Below are 18,381 nucleotides of genomic sequence, written 5' to 3' on the forward strand. Positions count from 1 at the left end.
AGATTATATTTTTGAAATTTTAATTCCTTTCAATCCATATTTCAGTATTTCGTGAGGTATGAAAAATAGCTTTGATGACAATTGTGTTCTCGTAGCTGTTGAAATGAATTAAGTATGGAAAATTTTTAATTAAAGCCACTCTGGTGTTGTCATATCTTATTTGAAAAAGAAGCGGATTTGACTTGATTATTTTTAAACTTTCCTTGAAAGAATTGGAAAACGTATCACCCAATTTAGGTTGAATGCTTTTGTACCAGTCCAAAGCTGTTATGAAATCAAGTTTCGCTTCCTCAACAATTACAATTTTATAACTTACCATCAATAGCTTTTAGAAAATCATCAATATCTTGCGCTGAAGAAGGATTCTTAAGATATTTCTCAGTTCTTTCTCTAACTTGGTCCATTTGCCATTGAGGGATTTCTACATTATTCGACTTTGGAAGAATAATCACTTCAACTTCATCAGCAGTAAAATCATCTGGCAGTGTTATACTTATTTTGTGGTTTTTCACCTTAACGATTTGTCTGATGGCTTCCATTATTTTATATTTTAGTAAAGTAATTATACTCTTTTCCAGTGGTGTTAAGTTAAATAACAGAGTTAAGCTGTTTATTCAAGATTCAATCGCTCTTGTTCTATTTTCTCTGCAAGACGTTTTTCGATTATTGGTGTAATCAAGGTTTTTCTTGGTTTCACTTTTACAAAAGGAAACAATTCTAAATCATGTTTCATTTTATCCTGTTTGTTAGGATGTTTGTTTGTGCCTAATAGAATTTCTTTCCCAGAATCAAATAATTCTTGACTTGCATCAGCACTTTCCTGAATTTTCCTTTTGATTATTCCATCGTTAAGTTGTTTCAAGAAACCACCATTTGCCTCGATATCTTTGAATAACGTTAATGCTTTCTCAGCTAATTGATTCGTAAGCGTCTCAATGTAATAACTGCCGTCAGCTGGATTATTCACCTTGTCAAAATAACTTTCATTTTTGAGAATCAACAATTGATTTCTGGCTATTCGGTCACCAAATTCATTGTCTTTGTGGTACAACGCATCATAAGGTAAATTGGCAATAGCATCTGCACCGCCAATGATAGCACTCATACATTCGGTAGTGGTGCGTAACATGTTTACGTTATAATCGTATATTGTTTTGTTTCGTTTTGTAGGCGAAACGATGATGTTGCAGTCTATATTGTGGTTGTATTCCTTTGCGATTGTTGTAAAAAGTAATCGCAAAGCTCGGAGTTTTGCTATTTCAAAAAAGTAATTGGTCCCAACGGCCACTTCAAAAACGATGGGTTTATTGATCTGCTCAACTCTATTAAAATACTCATTCGCGTGACCTAAACTATAAGCAATTTGCTGGACTATAGTTGCTCCTGCATTCTGGTACAAGGCACTATTAATGCTCAATAAAGATACCGTAGAAATCGTTTGAGAAAGTATATTTAAGGTATCAAAATTACTTTTTTCTGAGGTTGTGAACCAGTTTCCTTCTTTGGCTAATTGCCCAATTGGATCTAAATTACAGAAAATAGTAGTGTTATTTTTCTTGGCAAATGCATCTATTTTTCTAACGAAATCGATTGAAATAAATCCCAGATTAAAATAAACGGTAACTTTTTCCAACGGTAATTTTTCTAATAGATTGGTCACATCAATCGATTCATTTTCTATTGTAAAACGAAGGCTGTCAGCACCGCGACTCAAGGAATCTTGTGCTCGTTCTATTGATTTTTCAATATCAAAAACAAATATATTTTGACAAATACTGAAGTCAGTTGCTTTTGTAGCAATAGGAAAAGATTTGGCCAGCTCATCTTTATGATAAAAAGGCTTTACTTGAATGTCCTCTGGAGAATTCCAAACTACCGTTTCATTATAATCCGCTCCTTTTAGTTCAAATTGGATTTTTTGTTTCCATTGTTTGGAGGAAATGGGATTGAAATCATCGAAAAGGTTTGTAGCCATTTTGTTTGTTGTTTTCCTCACCCCAGCCCTCGCAAAAGGATTGGGAGCCGAAACTTGGTGTTATGTTTTTAATAATTACTATAAATTTCACATTTCATTCCCTTAGCGAGGGGTTTGAGATGGAATTTTATTTTTTTTCAATCGTGTCGCCTTCAAATTCGATGATATAGATGTCTTCACTATCTTTTTTCATATAATATTTCTCTCGGGCGTATTTTTCTATCTGTTCGGGATTCTTTAATTGTTTGATATTCTTTTGGTCTTTTTTTATTTCTTCCTTGTAATAGTTCGCGTTGTCCTCTAATTCGTTGATTTGTTTGTCTAAAACTCGGTGACCGAAGTACGAATAATTGTCTAGAAAAAGCATCCAAGTGACAAAAAACAACAAAACCCAGACATATTTATTGCTTAGAAATTTAAACCAAGGTTTGTCTTTGTATGGATTTGTCATTTTTATTTTTTTTAGCCCCGATTACAGTGTAAATCCTTTTAGTAGGTGATACTGACGAAGGAAGATTCACCTACTAAAAGATTGCAACGGAAAGCGGGAAATAGCTCCTAATAATTGGATGCTTTAAAATTACAACTAATTTATAAAATTTTTTGGTTTATTACTGCTCGAACCACATCTATGGCTACGGTGTTGTATTTGTCGTTTGGTATAATGATATCAGCAAAAGCTTTTGTTGGTTCAATAAACTGTTCGTGCATGGGTTTGAGTGTGTTTTGGTACCGGTTGATTACCTCGTGCATGTCGCGGCCACGCTCAACGATATCTCTTTTCATACGACGGATTAATCGTTCGTCAGAGTCAGCATGTACGTATATTTTTACATCAAATAATTCTCTTAATTCTGGATTTGCAAGAATCAAAATTCCTTCTACAATCATCACTTTTCGGGGATGTGTAAAAACGGTATCGTCTGTTCTATTGTGCGTTACAAAGGAATAAACGGGCTGGTGGATATTGTTGCCTTCTTTTAATTCTTTCAAGTGTTTTACCAATAATTCAAAATCAATGGCGCGCGGATGATCAAAATTAATTAATGCTCTTTCGTCAAATGAAAGTCCATGATTTTCTTTGTAATAGGAGTCTTGAGAGATAATCCCTACTTCTGTTTGTGGTAATTCATTCATGATTTGATGTACAACAGTTGTTTTTCCGCTTCCTGTACCACCTGCAATTCCTATAATGAGCATACTTTATTTGTTATGTTTTTATCGGGACAAAAATAGGAATTTAATTGGGAGTGGATTTTATTTTTTGAGGAAATATTGCTAATTAAATTTGTTTATTAGTCGTAGTTCATTCTCCTTTTTTCTATCTTTAGTTTCTAAATCATATTATCTTGTATTCACAAATTAATACCAACATCAGTCGCTATGTCACGTTTGAAAAAAAAGAATTAGAAATTTTCAATTCTTTATTGGAATATCGTACGGTTTCAAAAAAAACAATTTTAGTTCATGAAGGTGAAATGTGCAATTTTGAAGCTTTTGTAATTAAAGGTTGTGTCCGGAAATATTATATTGATGCCAATGGTTTTGAAGTTATTCTGCAATTTGCCATCGAAAATGCTTGGGTGAGTGATATTTCGTTTAGCATTTATGAAGAAAAACCAAGTAGGGTATACATTGAAACATTAGAAGATTGTGAGTTTTTTATGTTTAGCCCAGAAACTAAAGAAGAATTATTCGTTAAAGCACCAAAATTTGAACGTGCTTTCCGAATCCTCATGCAACGCAGTCTTGCGGTTACTCAAGAGCGTTTATTTAATACTATTTCTAAAACTGCCACCGAGAAATACTTAGAATTTCTCGACCATTATCCCACACTTTCGCAGCGCGTTGCCCAACATTATATTGCTTCTTATTTGGGTATTTCGGCTGAGTTTCTTAGTAAGATAAGAACTAAAATCGCCAAACACTAAATTCTCGTTATTTTTCATTTCTTGTCCTAGTTCAATGCGAGCGCTTTTTTTTTGACGCAACTTTGTACCACAATAGTAAAGAACAAGACAATGGAAAATACAGATAAAGTAATAGAAAATGCAATTACGAATTCAGTTTTGCATAAAGCAAATACCCGCGGTCATGCTAATCACGGCTGGTTAGAATCCTATCATACTTTTAGTTTTGCAAATTACCACAATCCAGAGCGTATGAATTTTGGTGTGTTGCGCGTTCTGAATGATGATAGAGTCAGCCAAGGAATGGGTTTTGGGAAACATCCGCATGATAATATGGAAATTATTTCTATTCCGCTCGAAGGTGATTTAGAACATCAAGACAGTATGGGAAATACTACCGTAATCAAGGAAGGTGATATTCAAGCGATGAGCGCCGGTACGGGGATTTTTCACAGCGAGTACAATAAAAATAAAGATCAGTTGGTTAAATTTTTACAGATTTGGATTTATCCGAATCAAAAAAATGTAACGCCTCGTTATGATCAAATTACTTTAGATTTAAATGATCGGCACAATAAATTACAGCAAATTTTATCACCAAATCCAGAAGATGAAGGTGTTTGGATTCATCAAGATGCTTGGTTTCATATTGGGAAATTTGATCACGATTTTGCTACTTCGTATGAATTGAAAAAACCTGAAAACGGAATTTATGCTTTTGTTTTAAAAGGGGATTTCACGATAGGAAACATCGCTTTAAATGAACGTGACGGATTAGGAATTTGGGATACCAATGGAATCGAAATCGTCGCTAAATCATCCAATGCCGAAATCTTATTGATGGAAGTTCCAATGAAATTGTAATTAAATAAACGCATAATAGAAATAACTAATAAAACATAATAATACCATGTCAACAACAAAATGGGTAATTGACCCAACACACTCAGAAATTGGTTTTAAAGTGAAACACATGATGTTTACAAATGTTTCAGGTAAATTCTCAAAATTTGATGCCACCATTGAAACAGAAGGTGCTAATTTAGAAAACGCAAAAATTGAATTTACAGGAGCAATTGATACTGTGACAACAGGAAACGCAGATAGAGATACACATTTATTGAGTGCTGATTTTTTTGATGCTGCTCAGTTTCCAGAAATTAAATTTAGCGCAACTTCTTTCATCAAAATTAATGAAGGTGAATATGAATTGGTTGGTGATTTAACATTACACGGTGTTACAAAATCAGTAAAATTAGCGGCTGATTATGGAGGATTAATGAAAGATCCATGGGGAAATACCAAAATGGCACTTGCATTAGAAGGAAAAATCAACAGAAAAGATTGGGGATTAAACTGGAATTCGGCGCTTGAAACTGGCGGTGTTTTAGTAAGCGAAGAAGTTCGTTTGAATATCGAATTGCAATTTTTGCAACAATAATTGTATAGTAAATAAGCACAAATCGCAAAGAATTATTTTCTTTGGGGTTTGTGTTTTTAAAAATAGAATGATGGAAACCATACATATTTTATACATAGGGAGACATCCGGAAATTCTAGAAACCGTCATCCGATTGATAAATGCAAACGAGAATTGGAGTGGAGTAGGTGTAATGAATGATGAGGAAGCGAAGGAAATTTTTCTAAGAAAATATTTTTCACTTGTATTGTTGGGTTCTGGAATTCAAGAAGAAAGTGAATCTGAATTGTGCACTTTTTTCAGAAATCAAAATTCCGATATCAGTATAGTACAACACTATGGAGGCGGGAGTGGTTTGCTTAAAAGTGAAATTTTGCTTGCCCTAGAAAACATTAAAATATTAAACCATTAGGAAAGTAAAGTGTATTAAGTGTTAATTCTTAATTTTTCTAAATCTCGTAATGGTTTAATTTTTTTTAAAACTATTATTTGTTCTTCTTTGCTTTGATCATCATTTCCAGTTGATCCCAAAGTTCTTCAGGAATTGCTTCTAGTAAATTGAACTGTCCAGCGCCTTTCAACCATTCACCACCATCAATTGTAATAACATCACCGTTGATGTATGCTGAAAAATCAGAAACTAAATAAGCCGCCAAATTGGCTAATTCCTGATGATCTCCCACACGTTTTAACGGTACTTTTTTAGCCATATCAAATTTCTCAGCTAAATCTCCTGGTAACAATCGGTCCCAAGCGCCTTTAGTTGGGAATGGTCCAGGTGCAATTGCATTCGAACGGATTCCGTATTTTGCCCATTCTACAGCAAGACTTCGTGTCATGGCTAAAACTCCAGCTTTTGCAGTAGCACTAGGTACCACGTAAGCAGAACCAGTCCAGGCGTAAGTCGTAACAATATTCAAAATGGTAGATGATTTTTGTTTGGTGTCAATCCAATGTTTTCCAAAAGCAAGCGTACAGTTTTTGGATCCTTTTAAAACGATATCAATTACAGTATCAAAAGCATTTGCAGATAATCTTTCAGTAGGAGAAATGAAATTTCCAGCAGCATTATTCAGCAAAACATCAACTTTACCAAAAGTTTTCAAAACTTCTTGTAGCATATTTTCCACTTCTTCATAATGACGAACATCACATTGAATTGGTAGGCATGTTCCACCTGTTTCAGTTTCCAGTTCTGCAGCAGTATTTTTAAGTTTTTCTATATCTCTGGAAGTAATGGCAACTTGCGCTCCTAATTCCAAGAAATATTTAGTCATTGCTTTTCCTAAACCGCTTCCTCCTCCGGTTACGACAATTACTTTGCCTTTTAGGGCATCGTCGCGTAACATTTTATCTGTATAGCTCATATTTTGATATTTTTTTTATTGTAAATATAATAAAATTAAATAGTATGCACGCATAATAAAAATAAATTTCAATACCGATTTTAGATGGCGCACAATCTTTTAGCGGCTTCTTCTAGCGTAGCATTGTCTTTGGCAAAGCAAAACCGAATTAATTTCAGGTCTTTTCCATCGGCATAAAAAGTAGAAATAGGAATAGCAGCCACGCCATGTTCCTTAATAAGTCGTTTGCAAAAATCAACATCATTCTCATTTGATATAGCTGCATATGACGCCACTTGAAAATAAGTTCCTTCGCACGGCATGAGTTCGAATCGGCTGCCTTTTAATAATTGTCTAAAATAATCCCGTTTTTCCTGATATAATTTACCAATTTCAGAAACAGAAACAATATCTAAATACTCACTAATGGCAACCTGACAAATACTATTGACACTGAAAACTAAAAACTGATGTACTTTTTTGATTTCTTTCGTCAAATATTCGGGCGCTACTAAATAGCCCACTTTCCATCCCGTAACATGGAATGATTTTCCGAAAGAGGAAACCATCACAGAACGATTTAATAGTTTCTCCCGTGTATGAGCTGAAATATGTTTCTCCTGGAAAGTAATGTATTCATAAACTTCATCAGAAAGAAGAACGATCTCAGGATATTTTTCCAATAGGTTTTCCAAGGCTTCAAAATCAGATTCCGATAAAATTTTCCCCGTTGGATTATGCGGATTGTTGATGATTATCATTTTGGTTTTTGAAGTACATGCCTTTTCGATAATTTCCCAATTTGGAGTATAATCATCATTCAGTGCTACCCGAACCGGATTTGCGTTGCACAATAATACGGGTGCTTCATAGCAATCATAACTTGGATCTAAGATAATCACGTCGTCATTATTTTTCACCAAAGCTGTTATGGTGGTAAAAATGGCTTGTGTAGCTCCGGCGGTAACTAGTAATTCCGTTTCCGGCAGAATGGTTCTTCCGTAGGAGTGTTTAACTAGTGTCGCTATTTTTGATAATAATGGTACATAGCCAGACATAGGCGTGTATTGATGTACATTTTCTTTGGCCAGTTTGGCAACAATATTCGTTAATCGTTCGTCAACAGGAAAGTTTGGAAAACCTTGAGAAAGATTGATGGCATTATATTCAGCTGCCAATTGCGACATAACCGTAAAAATACTCGTGCTAATATTGGGTAGTTTACTCATAATAAAGACATTATTTCTTTGTATAAAAATAGGTATTTTTATTAGAATTGTCTTGTATTATATGCGTTTTAAGATGATTTAGTATTGTAATATGGTATAAAATTAATTGAATACATTCAAACAAGTTCAAACTTTTTAAGTTTTTGATATTAACAAATTTACATCTTATGAATGATGAAAATTGTGGGGCGTTTGTGCAAATCGATGGTTTCTTTTTTCCAAGCCGCAATTTTTTTGGTTTTGATGTATTCTGTAGGTAAAGTAATGTCCGTAGCAATACACAAATGCGTTTCGGGATGCAAGGTTTGCATTAAATCCTCTAATAATTTATTGTTTCTATATGGAGTTTCAATAAAAATTTGAGATTGGTTTTTCTCAAATGAGATTCTTTCTAGAGTTTTAAAGCTTGCTTTTTTTTCGTCTTTTTCAATAGGCAAGTAGCCATGAAAAGTAAAACTTTGTCCATTCATTCCGGAGGCCATCATTGCTAAAAGAATAGATGAGGGTCCAACTAAAGGAATAACTTGAATGCCTTTTTCATGCGCTAGCTTAACGATTACAGCACCGGGATCAGCCACTCCTGGACAACCTGCTTCGCTCATCAACCCCATGTTTTCTCCAGCCAACAAGGGTTTAATAAAATCTAAATGTTCTTTGGTCTCGGTGTGCTTGTTTAAAATAAACAGTTTTAAATCTGCTTGTTTTTTTTCTGGATTAACAATTTTGATTGATTTCCGAGCTGTCTTGTCGTTCTCAACAATATAGGAATCAATGAGGTCGATACTTCTTTTTATAGTTTGCGGCAACACATCCATGGGATCACAATCGCCCATTGTTGTAGGTATTAAATACAGTTTTCCTAATATTGTTGATGCCATTGCTGAAGTATTGGTAAGTAAATTTTTCTATTTGTTTTCTAGGAAAATTTTATAGCTAAAATTTTAAGGATGTTTATTTATTAATTTTGTTGCAATTGCATCACAAACTTCATCTAGCATAGTATACACTATTTGAAATCCATTGGGTAAGCCAAAATAAGGGTCGGGAACATCTACTTTTTCGTTTGGAAATAATTCATCCAAAATTAGTTTGACTTTTTGTTTCTGTTCCATATTCTCAGCAAGTTCAATTACTGTAGTGTAATTTGAATTGTCCATTACATAAATATAATCAAAAGCATCAAAATCAGATTTATTGAATTGTCGTCCTTTTTGATCTGAAATATTGATATTATTTTTTTTTGCTACAGCAATGGATCGTTCATCTGGCTTATGGTCAATGTGCCAGGAACCAGTTCCGGCTGAATCAACTTTGAATTTATTTTTTGGGAGTTTAGAAGCTAAAATACCTTCTGCCAATGGAGAGCGGCAAATATTACCTAGACAAACCATTAAGATTTTCACAGACATGATGAGCTTACAACGTTAATTTTTTATTGATGTCCTCTACAAATTTTTTGAATTGTTTGTCGGTTGCAACTAAATTATCAACGGTTTTACAGGCATGCAATACTGTTGCGTGATCCCTGTCTCCAATTTGTGAACCAATATTTGCCAAAGATGCTTTGGTAAATTTCTTAGCAAAGAACATGGCCAATTGGCGGGCTTGTACAACGTGTCTTTTCCTTGTTTTTGATTGTAAGGTTTCTAGATCCAATTGAAAATAGTCTGAAACAATTTTTTGAATGTAATCGATTGAAATTTCTCTTTTTACATTTTTCACAAATTTTTCAACAACACTTTTGGCAAGCTCTAGCGTAACTTCCTTTTTGTTAAATGAAGATTGTGCAATCAACGAAATAATGGCACCTTCAAGTTCTCTTACATTTGATTTAATATTGCGAGCGACATATTCTATAATTTCCTCCGGAATTTCGACACCATCTCGATACAATATATTTTTAAGTATAGAAATTCTAGTATCGTAATCAGGTTGGTGTACTTCAGCAGACAAACCCCACTTGAAACGCGACAACAAGCGTTGCTCAATATCCTGCATGTCAACAGGTGCCTTATCAGAAGTCAAGATTACCTGTTTTCCGTTTTGATGCAAATAATTGAAAATGTGGAAAAACACATCTTGAGTTCCTGATTTACCAGAGAGAAATTGTACATCATCAATAATTAAAACATCAATTAATTGATAAAAATGAATGAAATCGTTTCGGTTGTTTTTCTTAACCGAGTCAATATATTGTTGTGTGAAAATTTCAGCAGAAATGTATAAAACAGTTTTCTCAGGATATTTGTCTTTTATCTCAACCCCAATTGCATGGGCAAGGTGGGTTTTTCCTAATCCTACCCCTCCAAAAATCAATAACGGATTAAACGAAGTTCCTCCTGGTTTGTTGGCCACCGCCATACCAGCGGAACGCGCTAATCTATTAGAATCTCCTTCTAGAAAATTATCAAAACTGTAATTCGCATTCAATTGGGATTCAATCTTCAAATTACGAATTCCTGGAATTACAAAAGGATTTTTGAGTTCTGGGTTTAAATTTTTGAATGGAGCATCCACCTCTTGAGGTTTCATAGGAACTCTGTTGGCACTTGGTAATTGTTCCGTAAACGGTTGTTTGTTACCATAAGTGTTTTCCATTCTAATTTTATAAAGTAACTTTGCGTTTTTTCCAAGTTCTTTGGTAAGTGCCACTTTTAATAATTTAACGTAATGTTCTTCTAGCCATTCGTAGAAAAATTTACTTGGAACTTGAATGTATAATGCGTTATCGGTAAGTTCAACTGATTTGATCGGTTCGAACCAAGTTTTGTAAGCTTGATCCTGAATGTTGTCTTTTATAAAAGACAAACAGTTTTCCCATACTGATTGTGCAGTTTTGTTCATTTCTTTTTTGAATTATTTATATTTTGGTAACTATTATCTTACGAAAAAAAGAGGTTATTTTATTGGTTTTCGGGGGTAACAAATATGTGAACAATTTTCTGTAAAAAAAAATTTAATGGAAGATAATTTCTAATATAATTATTGTAAGGAGAATATAAATTTTAAAATTTTAACATATAATTAATGAAAGATCATCAAATACAAGTGCGAGTACGATACTCAGAAACGGACCAAATGGGAGTTGTTTATCATGGAAATTACATTCCTTATTTTGAGATGGGAAGAGTGGAATGGCTTAGAAACAAAGGGGTTTCGTATAAAAGTATGGAAGAAAATGGCATTGCGCTTCCCATAGTTTCTATGAATATCAATTATAAAAAGTCAGCCCGTTATGATGACTTGCTTACGGTACGTACTGTATTTAAAAGTCAGAGTTCAGTGAAGATAGAATTTGATTGCGAGATATACAATGAATTGGACGAGTTATTAACAAATGCTCAATTTATTCTTGTTTTTGTGTCCTTAAAAACAGGTCGTCCTACTGCTCCACCAGATTATATTTTAGAACTCTTAAAAAAAATAGAATAAAGTAATGAAAAGACAATTTCAGATGTAAATTAGAGTTGTTTTATATCGATTTCAAACATTGATTTAAAAATGTCGAATATCATTTCGGCATTTTTTTTTCGTGTTTTTATTTCGATTTTACCTATCGGTAATCCTGAATCTTTCTTTATTTCCATTTCTTGGCCTACGATTTCTAACTTTTTTTCCTTAATAATGCGCATCACTTTATTCATATTTACATAGTCAAAAGTGATTGTAAAATGAACATCGATCGTTTTTTCGATAATTTCGCAGGTTTCAAGAACCATTTGTGCGGTTGTTTTATATGCAGCGATTAATCCTCCAACGCCTAATTTGACTCCCCCAAATATCCTAACAACAACAATTAATACATTGGTTACTGAAAAAGAAAGGATTTGTCCGTAAATAGGAATGCCAGCACTGTTACTTGGTTCTCCGTCATCATTTGCTCGATACGTCGTGCTTGTTGTACCTATTTGATATGCATAACAAAAATGCCCAGCATTAGGGTGAAGTTTTCGTAAGCTTTCAATGAATGGTTTTACTTCTTCTTCAGATTGAATTGGAAATGAGTAGCCAAAAAATTTACTATTTTTTTCTTTGAATAATACTTCATCGCTAGCCAAATCTATCGTGTTGTAGGTGTCTTTTATGTCCAAAAGGTAGTTTCTAAATTATTTTTTTATCAAATAGTTGTACCACATCTTCTTTGCCTACTTGTAAATTCCAAACTTGAAATCCCAATGCAAGGGCTGCATCTGTATTTTCTGTTTTATCATCAATGAATAAAGTACGTTTTGGTATTAACTCATGCTGCTTTATCAGGTAATTGAAAATGTTGGCTTCGGGTTTGCGCATGCCCAATTCAAAAGAAAAATAAACTCTTTCAAAACATTCATAAAATTCTCTATAAAAAGTGGTGCCCGCTACATGCTGAAATCGATTGATATGAATTGAATCAGTATTGCTAAGCAAGAACAAGCGGTATTTTTGCGAAAGCATTTGCAAAAATTCAAGTCGGTACAATGGGAAATCTAATAAAATGGTGTTCCAAGCACTTCGAATTTCTTTTATTGACACATCAGGCATTTTTTTCTGAAAGCCTTCTATGAATTGAAGTTCTGAAATTTTCCCTTTTTCAAAGGATAAATTGAGTTCCTCCAAATCCTCAGACCATGTTTTTAAACCTAGTTTCGCGAAGGCAACACGAGGCGCTTCTTTATCTAAGTTGATAAAAATATCGCCAAAATCAAAAATTATAGTATTAATCATAGTTTCTTGATACTAGTAGTTGATCGGTACCAATGGCTTGTTTTTTGAATTGACTTCTACCAAGTTTTGGTGCCTGAGTTCCTGTCTTTAATGTCATATTACCAACAAATATTCTAGCTTCATCCCAAAGATTCGCATCAATAAAAGTCTGTAACGTTTGTCTTCCGCCTTCTATAATAATCGTTTGAATCTGATGTTGATACAGGGATTTGATTATTTGAGTTACTATATTTTGTTCAAAATCAAGATACTCAAAGATACCATTTTCTTTTTCAATAGTTTGATTTGATCTAGAAAATAGGATTGTTTTAACCTTATTATCAAAGACATGACTGTCTTTTGGGATGCGGTTTTTTTGATCTAAAACGACTCTAATGGGGTTGCTACCAAACCAGTCGCGTGCGTTAAGTTTTGGATTGTCATCAATTACAGTCTGAGTTCCTACTAGAATGGCTTGTTCTTCAGTGCGCCATTTATGGACTAATTGTCTTGAATATTGATTGGTAATCCAGACCGGTTTTTTTTCTGATTTTTCTTTTGGCGCGATAAAACCATCCTGACTTTCGGCCCATTTTAAAATAATGTAGGGTCTTTTTTTGTCATGAAACGTAAAAAATCGTTTATTAAGCTCATTACATTCGTCTTCTAGCACGCCTACTGTAACATTTATTCCCCCTTCCAATAGTTTTTTAATTCCGTTTCCTGCCACTTTTACATTAGGATCAACAGTTCCAATAACTACATTTGGAATTTTATTTTTGATAATCAAATCACAACAAGGGGGTGTTTTTCCAAAATGACTGCACGGTTCTAGACTTACATAAATTGTAGCTTTTTTTAGCAATGATTTATCTTTTACAGAATTCACAGCGTTTACTTCGGCGTGTGGCTCTCCAGCTTTTTTATGCCAGCCTTCGCCAATGATTTTGTTTTCATAAACAATAACGCTTCCTACGAGCGGGTTTGGATAGGTAGTTCCCAAACCATTTTTGGCTAATTCAATGCAGCGACGGATGTATTTTTCATGTGTTTTCACCTAGCAAAAGTAGTTGTTTTTGAGATTAGCCCCAATTTCGACTTGAAAATTTAGAAATAGAAAGGTATTATTTTTTAAACTCTCTCAAATAACACCAAACAATTTCTACTTTTGTGTCTAAAATTACGTAGTATAGAAATGGAAAATTACAGTATTAGAAAAATTAAAAAAGAAGATAATCCGTCTGTTGCAGCATTGATAAGAGCTGTTTTTGATGAGTTAAACATCCCAAAAGTAGGGACGGCTTATGAAGATCCGTATTTGGATTTAATGTTTGAAGAATATAGTAAGCTTAAATCAGTTTATTTTGTAGTAGAAAAGGAAGGTGAAATTCTGGGTTGTGCGGGTATTGCACCACTTGAAAATGAAGCCGAAACAATCTGCGAACTTCAAAAAATGTATTTTTTACCAGAAACTAGAGGTCTTGGAATTGGGAGCCAAATGATGGCAACCTGTTTGCAAAGTGCAAAAGATTTTGGCTTTGAGAAATGCTATTTAGAAACTATGCCGTTTATGCTTGATGCTCAAAAATTATACAAAAAAGTAGGATTCGAATACATTTGTTCTCCTATGGGAAGCACAGGCCACACGAGTTGCCCTATTTGGATGCTGAAGAATTTATGATTTTGTTGAGTCTCGACTGCGCTCGACTTGACAAAACGATAATAAACCAAAATTCTTCCAAAATAAAACAATGAAAATAAAAGATTATAGAACTCAATTTATCGACGTGCTCACTCCAATTTATGATGCGGGTGAAGCAGAAAGTTTTTTTTATTTGATTTTGGAAGAAAAACAAAAACTCAAACGAATTGACTTGGCGTTGCAGCCTGATTTGCTTTTTTCTGAAGAAGAAATTGTCGTTTGGAATTCGATTCTTGAGGAACTAAAAAAGGAAATTCCCATTCAGTATTTATTGGGTTCAACGAGCTTTTATGGTTTGGATTTTGAAGTCAATCCAAATGTCTTGATTCCAAGACCTGAAACCGAAGAATTAGTAGAATGGATTATTAGAAATAATTCAAAGATTGAAAAATTCAAAGATTTAAAGATTCTTGACATAGGAACGGGAAGCGGTTGTATCGCTATTTCATTGGCAAAAAACCTTCCAAATGCCACAGTTTCTGCCATTGATGTTTCTGAAAAGGCTTTGGCAACAGCCAAGAAAAATGCACAAAATAATTCCGTAAACATATCTTTTATCAATCAAAACATTCTCCAAGCAGACGATTTAAAACAGCAATTTGATATTATTGTCTCGAATCCACCTTATGTTCGGAATTTAGAAAAAGAAGAAATCAAGAAAAACGTTTTAGACAATGAACCTCATTTGGCACTATTTGTAGAAGATGAAGACGCTCTTATTTTTTATAAAAAAATAGCGCAGTTAGCGCACAAAAACCTCACTACAAACGGAATGTTGTTTTTTGAAATAAATCAGTATTTAGGACCAGAAACAGTCGCTTTACTTGAGGAATTACAGTTTAAAGATATTGAATTGCGCAAAGACATGTACGGTAATGATCGGATGATTCGATGTTCGATTTAATACATTTGATTGCTATAAATTAGATATCAATTTTCATATTTTGATCAAAGTCTTATCCCTAAAATTCAAATCTATTCGTATCGCAAAGCTTCTATAGGATCTAGTACTGCAGCTTTGATTGCAGGGTACAGTCCGGAGGCAATAGCAACTATAAAACTGGTGATGAAGGCAGCCATGATTGCGCTCCAAGGAATTACAAAAGCGAAATCCATGGCAGTGGCGATTCCAAAACCAATTAGGATTCCAAAAATAATACCTACGAGTCCGCCCATTTGTCCAATCAATAAGGTCTCTATAAAAAACTGAATAGCAATTGTTGTTTTCTTAGCTCCTAAAGCTTTCCGAACGCCTATTTCGCGCGTACGTTCAGTTACCGATACGATCATAATATTCATCAAAGCAATAGATGATCCCAGAACAGTAATCACTCCTATTAACCACGAGGCTAATCCTAAATATTTTGTAATTCCTAGAATTCGGTTGATTAAATCATCGCTTCGTACCACACCAAAGTTGTTGTCTTTCACAGGGCTCAATTTACGAACCCTACGCATGGTACTTGTTGCATTTCCTAAAGCTTGCTCCAGCAATTCCTTTTTAGCTACCATTACACTTACCGTATAATTGATGTTAGGCGCTGTAAATAAAGAACGTGCGAGTTGAATAGGGATTAAAACGCGTAAATCTTGACTATTGCCAAACGTAGATCCTTTCTCCTTCAAGACACCAATGACTTTAAATTTTGCCCCGCGAATAGAGATTATTTTATCAATAGGATTTACATCTTTAAGCAACCCTTTTTCAAAATCAGAACCTACCACGCACACATAGGCATTGTTTGCGATATCAAATCCAGTAAAATTTCGCCCAGAACTTGTTTCTAAACCAGAGTTGGTCATGAAAAATTCGTCTACACCCACAATGGCATTTTCAGGATCTGTTTTAGTCGCTTCATATTTTATTTCGGCAGCTGATGTAGCGGTAAACGATAAGGATGTTTGGGTAAATGGATATCCATATTTATTTTTGAAAGCGACTGCTTCAGGATACGAAATGATAGGATTGATGATCAGTCGTTCATTTCCACCGCGATTCCTAGTCGTATTTTCATATTGTTTCAGGTTAAACGTATTGGCTCCCATCGATGCAAAATCAGAGGATATGGTGTTCTCCAGCGCCGAAACAACCGTAAGAATGCTCACCAAAGCGGTGATGCCAATAGCAATAATTAGCACAGTAAGAACGGTTCTCAACAATTGTGTTCGGATGGAACCGAGTGCAATTCGAATATTTTCTTTGAATAATTTTAACATCATAGCAGTTTGACACGAAATTACAATTTTTGTTACAAATTTTCTTTAGCTAAAAACTAATTTATTGTAATCCTCCTTATTTGAAGCTATTTCCCGCTTTTCGTTACAATCCATCAGCAAAAATAATCTGTTTTCAATTGCCGCAAAGGAGCTTCCTGCGGTCGCTCTTTCCAGCAATAAAACAGTATTATTTTTCGCTTTTGTATTTTCACTACAATCGGGGCTATGCGTTCTGTAATAAAATGACAAAATTTCTAAAGAGAATAATTTTAAAAATAAGATATTTGCAGGATTATTTAAGAATTTACAATTTAGATTTTAGAAAGCTAATATCAGAAACCATATAGCAACAATGGCATCAAAACCGAGTATTCCAAAAGGGACTAGAGATTTTTCACCAACCGAGGTGGCAAAACGAAACTATATTATCCAAATCATAAAAGGTAATTTCGAGAAATTTGGTTTTCAACCGATAGAAACACCTTCATTCGAAAACTCCGACACGCTGATGGGCAAGTATGGTGAAGAAGGCGATCGTTTGATTTTTAAAATATTAAATTCCGGAGACTATTTGGCGAAAGCCAACCCCACCCATTTAGAGAATAAAGACAGTACAAAACTAACAGCGAGTATTTCTGAAAAAGCATTGCGTTACGATTTAACCGTTCCTTTTGCACGTTATGTGGTACAACATCAAAACGATATCGAATTTCCATTCAAGCGGTACCAAATTCAACCGGTTTGGAGAGCAGATCGTCCGCAAAAAGGACGTTTCAGAGAGTTTTTTCAATGTGATGCAGATGTGGTGGGATCTAAATCTTTGTGGCAAGAAGTTGAACTGGTGCAATTGTACGACACTGTTTTTACTGCGCTTGGTGTAGAAGGCGTAACGGTCAAAATCAATAACAGAAAAATATTATCGGGAATTGCTGAGGTCATTGGCGCATCTGATAAATTAATTGATTTCACGGTAGCGCTTGACAAACTCGACAAAATAGGCGAGGACGGCGTGAAAAAAGAAATGATAGAAAAAGGTATTTCTGAAACGGCAATACAAAAGGTACAACCCTTGTTTAATTTTACAGGAACGATTTCTGAGAAATTAAATCAACTTTCGGTTTTGTTAGCAGAATCTATCGAGGGAATGAAAGGGGTAGAGGAGTTGCGATTTATATGTGACAATGTTGCAGAACTTGGATTATCAACCGCAATTTTAGATTTGGATGTAACCTTGGCTAGAGGATTAAATTATTATACTGGTGCTATTTTTGAGGTGGCTCCGCCTAAATCAGTTGCAATGGGATCCATTGGCGGTGGCGGTAGATATGATGATTTGACTGGAATTTTCGGATTAAAAAATATGAGTGGTGTGGGAATTTCTTTTGGTTTAGACCGCATTTATTTGGTTGTCGAAGAATTGAATTTGTTTCCTAATACTGTAACCGCTACTTCTAAAGCGTTGTTTATTAATTATGGCGATACCGAAGCATTTTATGCGATGAAAGCGATAAAAGAATTAAGAAATGTTGGGGTAAAAGTCGAATTGTATCCCGATGCTGCAAAAGTGGCAAAACAATTCCAGCATGCAGATAAAAGAGGTATTCCGTTTGCTATAGTGGTAGGAGAACAAGAGATTGCTGGCAACACATTTTCGCTCAAAAATTTAAAGAGTGGCGAACAAGTTTCACTAGATTTTGAGGGTCTCAAAAAAGCGTTGTTATAATTCTGTTTTAAAACCATTAAAAAAGCTTCGTCTACTAAACGAAGCTTTTTTAATATAAAACAATGGTGAATTAATAATATGAAGGAATTTCAATTTTAGAAATCAATTCTTTTAGCGTTGATTAATAAATCAAATTTATTGAAAGTATAGCCAGATAATCTTAAAATTATATTAAA

The 18,381-nt window shown here is 34.3% G+C and carries 22 protein-coding genes; 8 read left to right on the top strand and 14 right to left on the bottom strand.

The features are described 5' to 3' along the window. Positions 1 to 19: 19 nt before the first annotated feature. From AC061C_RS00630 to udk, 5 genes are all read right to left on the bottom strand, one after another. The gene (locus AC061C_RS00630) at positions 20 to 319 is read right to left on the bottom strand and encodes a type II toxin-antitoxin system RelE/ParE family toxin (RefSeq protein WP_473094354.1); all 300 of its coding nucleotides are present in this window, start codon (positions 317 to 319) and stop codon (positions 20 to 22) included. Beyond that, positions 306 to 539, bottom strand: coding sequence for a hypothetical protein (locus tag AC061C_RS00635; protein ID WP_447119484.1), 234 nt, complete (start codon positions 537 to 539; stop codon positions 306 to 308). Before AC061C_RS00635 ends, AC061C_RS00630 begins: the two co-directional genes overlap by 14 nt. 71 nt (positions 540 to 610) lie before the next feature. Then, a complete protein-coding gene (locus AC061C_RS00640) occupies positions 611 to 1,975 on the bottom strand; it encodes a methylmalonyl-CoA mutase subunit beta (RefSeq protein WP_478289592.1) in 1,365 nt (454 codons plus the stop codon). Between the two features lie 127 nt (positions 1,976 to 2,102). Beyond that, a complete protein-coding gene (locus AC061C_RS00645; protein ID WP_417969332.1) occupies positions 2,103 to 2,426 on the bottom strand; it encodes an FtsB family cell division protein in 324 nt (107 codons plus the stop codon). Positions 2,427 to 2,566: 140 nt separating this feature from the next. Next, complete coding sequence (udk, locus tag AC061C_RS00650; protein ID WP_309757548.1) at positions 2,567 to 3,175, bottom strand: uridine kinase; 609 nt, start codon at positions 3,173 to 3,175, stop codon at positions 2,567 to 2,569. Positions 3,176 to 3,324: 149 nt separating this feature from the next. On the opposite strand from udk, the gene AC061C_RS00655 reads away from it, so the two are divergent. From AC061C_RS00655 to AC061C_RS00670, 4 genes are all read left to right on the top strand, one after another. Beyond that, entirely contained in the window at positions 3,325 to 3,906 is a 582-nt protein-coding gene (locus tag AC061C_RS00655; RefSeq protein WP_478289593.1) for a Crp/Fnr family transcriptional regulator, read from the top strand. 90 nt (positions 3,907 to 3,996) lie between these two features. Beyond that, the gene (locus AC061C_RS00660; RefSeq protein WP_478289594.1) at positions 3,997 to 4,749 is read left to right on the top strand and encodes a pirin family protein; all 753 of its coding nucleotides are present in this window, start codon (positions 3,997 to 3,999) and stop codon (positions 4,747 to 4,749) included. 46 nt (positions 4,750 to 4,795) lie between these two features. Next, positions 4,796 to 5,326, top strand: a complete 531-nt coding sequence (locus tag AC061C_RS00665) for a YceI family protein (RefSeq protein ID WP_478289595.1) — start codon at positions 4,796 to 4,798, stop codon at positions 5,324 to 5,326. Between the two features lie 70 nt (positions 5,327 to 5,396). Further along, positions 5,397 to 5,717 carry a response regulator gene (locus tag AC061C_RS00670; RefSeq protein WP_478289596.1) on the top strand — a complete coding sequence of 107 codons (321 nt, stop codon included), beginning with the start codon at positions 5,397 to 5,399 and terminating at the stop codon, positions 5,715 to 5,717. A gap of 73 nt (positions 5,718 to 5,790) precedes the next feature. Here the strand turns inward: AC061C_RS00670 and AC061C_RS00675 are convergent, their stop codons facing one another. The 5 genes from AC061C_RS00675 to dnaA form a co-directional block, all read right to left on the bottom strand. Next, positions 5,791 to 6,672, bottom strand: coding sequence for an SDR family oxidoreductase (locus AC061C_RS00675; RefSeq protein ID WP_478289597.1), 882 nt, complete (start codon positions 6,670 to 6,672; stop codon positions 5,791 to 5,793). Positions 6,673 to 6,752: 80 nt separating this feature from the next. Then, positions 6,753 to 7,883 carry a methionine aminotransferase gene (locus tag AC061C_RS00680; protein WP_478289608.1) on the bottom strand — a complete coding sequence of 377 codons (1,131 nt, stop codon included), beginning with the start codon at positions 7,881 to 7,883 and terminating at the stop codon, positions 6,753 to 6,755. A gap of 155 nt (positions 7,884 to 8,038) precedes the next feature. Further along, the gene (locus AC061C_RS00685) at positions 8,039 to 8,758 is read right to left on the bottom strand and encodes an SAM-dependent methyltransferase (RefSeq protein ID WP_417969324.1); all 720 of its coding nucleotides are present in this window, start codon (positions 8,756 to 8,758) and stop codon (positions 8,039 to 8,041) included. A gap of 63 nt (positions 8,759 to 8,821) precedes the next feature. Further along, positions 8,822 to 9,289 carry a low molecular weight protein-tyrosine-phosphatase gene (locus AC061C_RS00690; protein WP_478289598.1) on the bottom strand — a complete coding sequence of 156 codons (468 nt, stop codon included), beginning with the start codon at positions 9,287 to 9,289 and terminating at the stop codon, positions 8,822 to 8,824. Between the two features lie 7 nt (positions 9,290 to 9,296). After that, positions 9,297 to 10,724, bottom strand: a complete 1,428-nt coding sequence (gene dnaA / locus AC061C_RS00695; RefSeq protein WP_309757359.1) for a chromosomal replication initiator protein DnaA — start codon at positions 10,722 to 10,724, stop codon at positions 9,297 to 9,299. A 183-nt stretch (positions 10,725 to 10,907) separates the two neighbouring features. Here dnaA and AC061C_RS00700 point away from each other — a divergent pair, with 183 nt between their 5' ends. Then, a complete protein-coding gene (locus tag AC061C_RS00700) occupies positions 10,908 to 11,312 on the top strand; it encodes an acyl-CoA thioesterase (RefSeq protein WP_309757357.1) in 405 nt (134 codons plus the stop codon). A 29-nt stretch (positions 11,313 to 11,341) separates the two neighbouring features. On the opposite strand, the gene AC061C_RS00705 is transcribed toward AC061C_RS00700, so the two are convergent. Genes AC061C_RS00705 through ribD form a run of 3 tightly spaced genes read right to left on the bottom strand, consistent with a single transcriptional unit; the run spans position 11,342 to position 13,620 of the window. After that, positions 11,342 to 11,971 carry an IMPACT family protein gene (locus AC061C_RS00705; RefSeq protein WP_478289599.1) on the bottom strand — a complete coding sequence of 210 codons (630 nt, stop codon included), beginning with the start codon at positions 11,969 to 11,971 and terminating at the stop codon, positions 11,342 to 11,344. Positions 11,972 to 11,981: 10 nt separating this feature from the next. Further along, a complete protein-coding gene (locus tag AC061C_RS00710; RefSeq protein WP_478289600.1) occupies positions 11,982 to 12,584 on the bottom strand; it encodes an HAD family hydrolase in 603 nt (200 codons plus the stop codon). After that, positions 12,577 to 13,620: a bifunctional diaminohydroxyphosphoribosylaminopyrimidine deaminase/5-amino-6-(5-phosphoribosylamino)uracil reductase RibD gene (gene ribD / locus AC061C_RS00715; RefSeq protein WP_478289601.1), complete on the bottom strand. Its 1,044-nt coding sequence runs from the start codon at positions 13,618 to 13,620 to the stop codon at positions 12,577 to 12,579. Before ribD ends, AC061C_RS00710 begins: the two co-directional genes overlap by 8 nt. A 138-nt stretch (positions 13,621 to 13,758) precedes the next feature. On the opposite strand from ribD, the gene AC061C_RS00720 reads away from it, so the two are divergent. Then, a complete protein-coding gene (locus tag AC061C_RS00720) occupies positions 13,759 to 14,244 on the top strand; it encodes a GNAT family N-acetyltransferase (protein WP_478289602.1) in 486 nt (161 codons plus the stop codon). A gap of 70 nt (positions 14,245 to 14,314) precedes the next feature. Continuing rightward, the gene (gene prmC, locus AC061C_RS00725) at positions 14,315 to 15,169 is read left to right on the top strand and encodes a peptide chain release factor N(5)-glutamine methyltransferase (protein ID WP_478289603.1); all 855 of its coding nucleotides are present in this window, start codon (positions 14,315 to 14,317) and stop codon (positions 15,167 to 15,169) included. A gap of 71 nt (positions 15,170 to 15,240) precedes the next feature. On the opposite strand, the gene AC061C_RS00730 is transcribed toward prmC, so the two are convergent. Further along, positions 15,241 to 16,485, bottom strand: a complete 1,245-nt coding sequence (locus AC061C_RS00730; RefSeq protein WP_478289604.1) for an ABC transporter permease — start codon at positions 16,483 to 16,485, stop codon at positions 15,241 to 15,243. A 349-nt stretch (positions 16,486 to 16,834) separates the two neighbouring features. Here AC061C_RS00730 and hisS point away from each other — a divergent pair, with 349 nt between their 5' ends. Further along, positions 16,835 to 18,205: a histidine--tRNA ligase gene (gene hisS / locus AC061C_RS00735; protein WP_478289605.1), complete on the top strand. Its 1,371-nt coding sequence runs from the start codon at positions 16,835 to 16,837 to the stop codon at positions 18,203 to 18,205. Positions 18,206 to 18,381: the final 176 nt, after the last annotated feature.

The organism is Flavobacterium sp. GNP010 (assembly GCF_056428945.1).

Excerpts from the sequence above, each read along its gene's own strand:
- AC061C_RS00630 (WP_473094354.1), bottom strand. The coding sequence starts at position 319 with ATGGTAAGTTATAAAATTGTAATTGTTGAGGAAGCGAAACTTGATTTC.
- AC061C_RS00635 (WP_447119484.1), bottom strand. The coding sequence starts at position 539 with ATGGAAGCCATCAGACAAATCGTTAAGGTGAAAAACCACAAAATAAGT.
- AC061C_RS00640 (WP_478289592.1), bottom strand. The coding sequence starts at position 1,975 with ATGGCTACAAACCTTTTCGATGATTTCAATCCCATTTCCTCCAAACAA.
- AC061C_RS00645 (WP_417969332.1), bottom strand. The coding sequence starts at position 2,426 with ATGACAAATCCATACAAAGACAAACCTTGGTTTAAATTTCTAAGCAAT.
- udk (WP_309757548.1), bottom strand. The coding sequence starts at position 3,175 with ATGCTCATTATAGGAATTGCAGGTGGTACAGGAAGCGGAAAAACAACT.
- AC061C_RS00660 (WP_478289594.1), top strand. The coding sequence starts at position 3,997 with ATGGAAAATACAGATAAAGTAATAGAAAATGCAATTACGAATTCAGTT.
- AC061C_RS00665 (WP_478289595.1), top strand. The coding sequence starts at position 4,796 with ATGTCAACAACAAAATGGGTAATTGACCCAACACACTCAGAAATTGGT.
- AC061C_RS00670 (WP_478289596.1), top strand. The coding sequence starts at position 5,397 with ATGGAAACCATACATATTTTATACATAGGGAGACATCCGGAAATTCTA.
- AC061C_RS00675 (WP_478289597.1), bottom strand. The coding sequence starts at position 6,672 with ATGAGCTATACAGATAAAATGTTACGCGACGATGCCCTAAAAGGCAAA.
- AC061C_RS00685 (WP_417969324.1), bottom strand. The coding sequence starts at position 8,758 with ATGGCATCAACAATATTAGGAAAACTGTATTTAATACCTACAACAATG.
- AC061C_RS00690 (WP_478289598.1), bottom strand. The coding sequence starts at position 9,289 with ATGTCTGTGAAAATCTTAATGGTTTGTCTAGGTAATATTTGCCGCTCT.
- dnaA (WP_309757359.1), bottom strand. The coding sequence starts at position 10,724 with ATGAACAAAACTGCACAATCAGTATGGGAAAACTGTTTGTCTTTTATA.
- AC061C_RS00700 (WP_309757357.1), top strand. The coding sequence starts at position 10,908 with ATGAAAGATCATCAAATACAAGTGCGAGTACGATACTCAGAAACGGAC.
- AC061C_RS00710 (WP_478289600.1), bottom strand. The coding sequence starts at position 12,584 with ATGATTAATACTATAATTTTTGATTTTGGCGATATTTTTATCAACTTA.
- AC061C_RS00720 (WP_478289602.1), top strand. The coding sequence starts at position 13,759 with ATGGAAAATTACAGTATTAGAAAAATTAAAAAAGAAGATAATCCGTCT.
- prmC (WP_478289603.1), top strand. The coding sequence starts at position 14,315 with ATGAAAATAAAAGATTATAGAACTCAATTTATCGACGTGCTCACTCCA.
- AC061C_RS00730 (WP_478289604.1), bottom strand. The coding sequence starts at position 16,485 with ATGATGTTAAAATTATTCAAAGAAAATATTCGAATTGCACTCGGTTCC.
- hisS (WP_478289605.1), top strand. The coding sequence starts at position 16,835 with ATGGCATCAAAACCGAGTATTCCAAAAGGGACTAGAGATTTTTCACCA.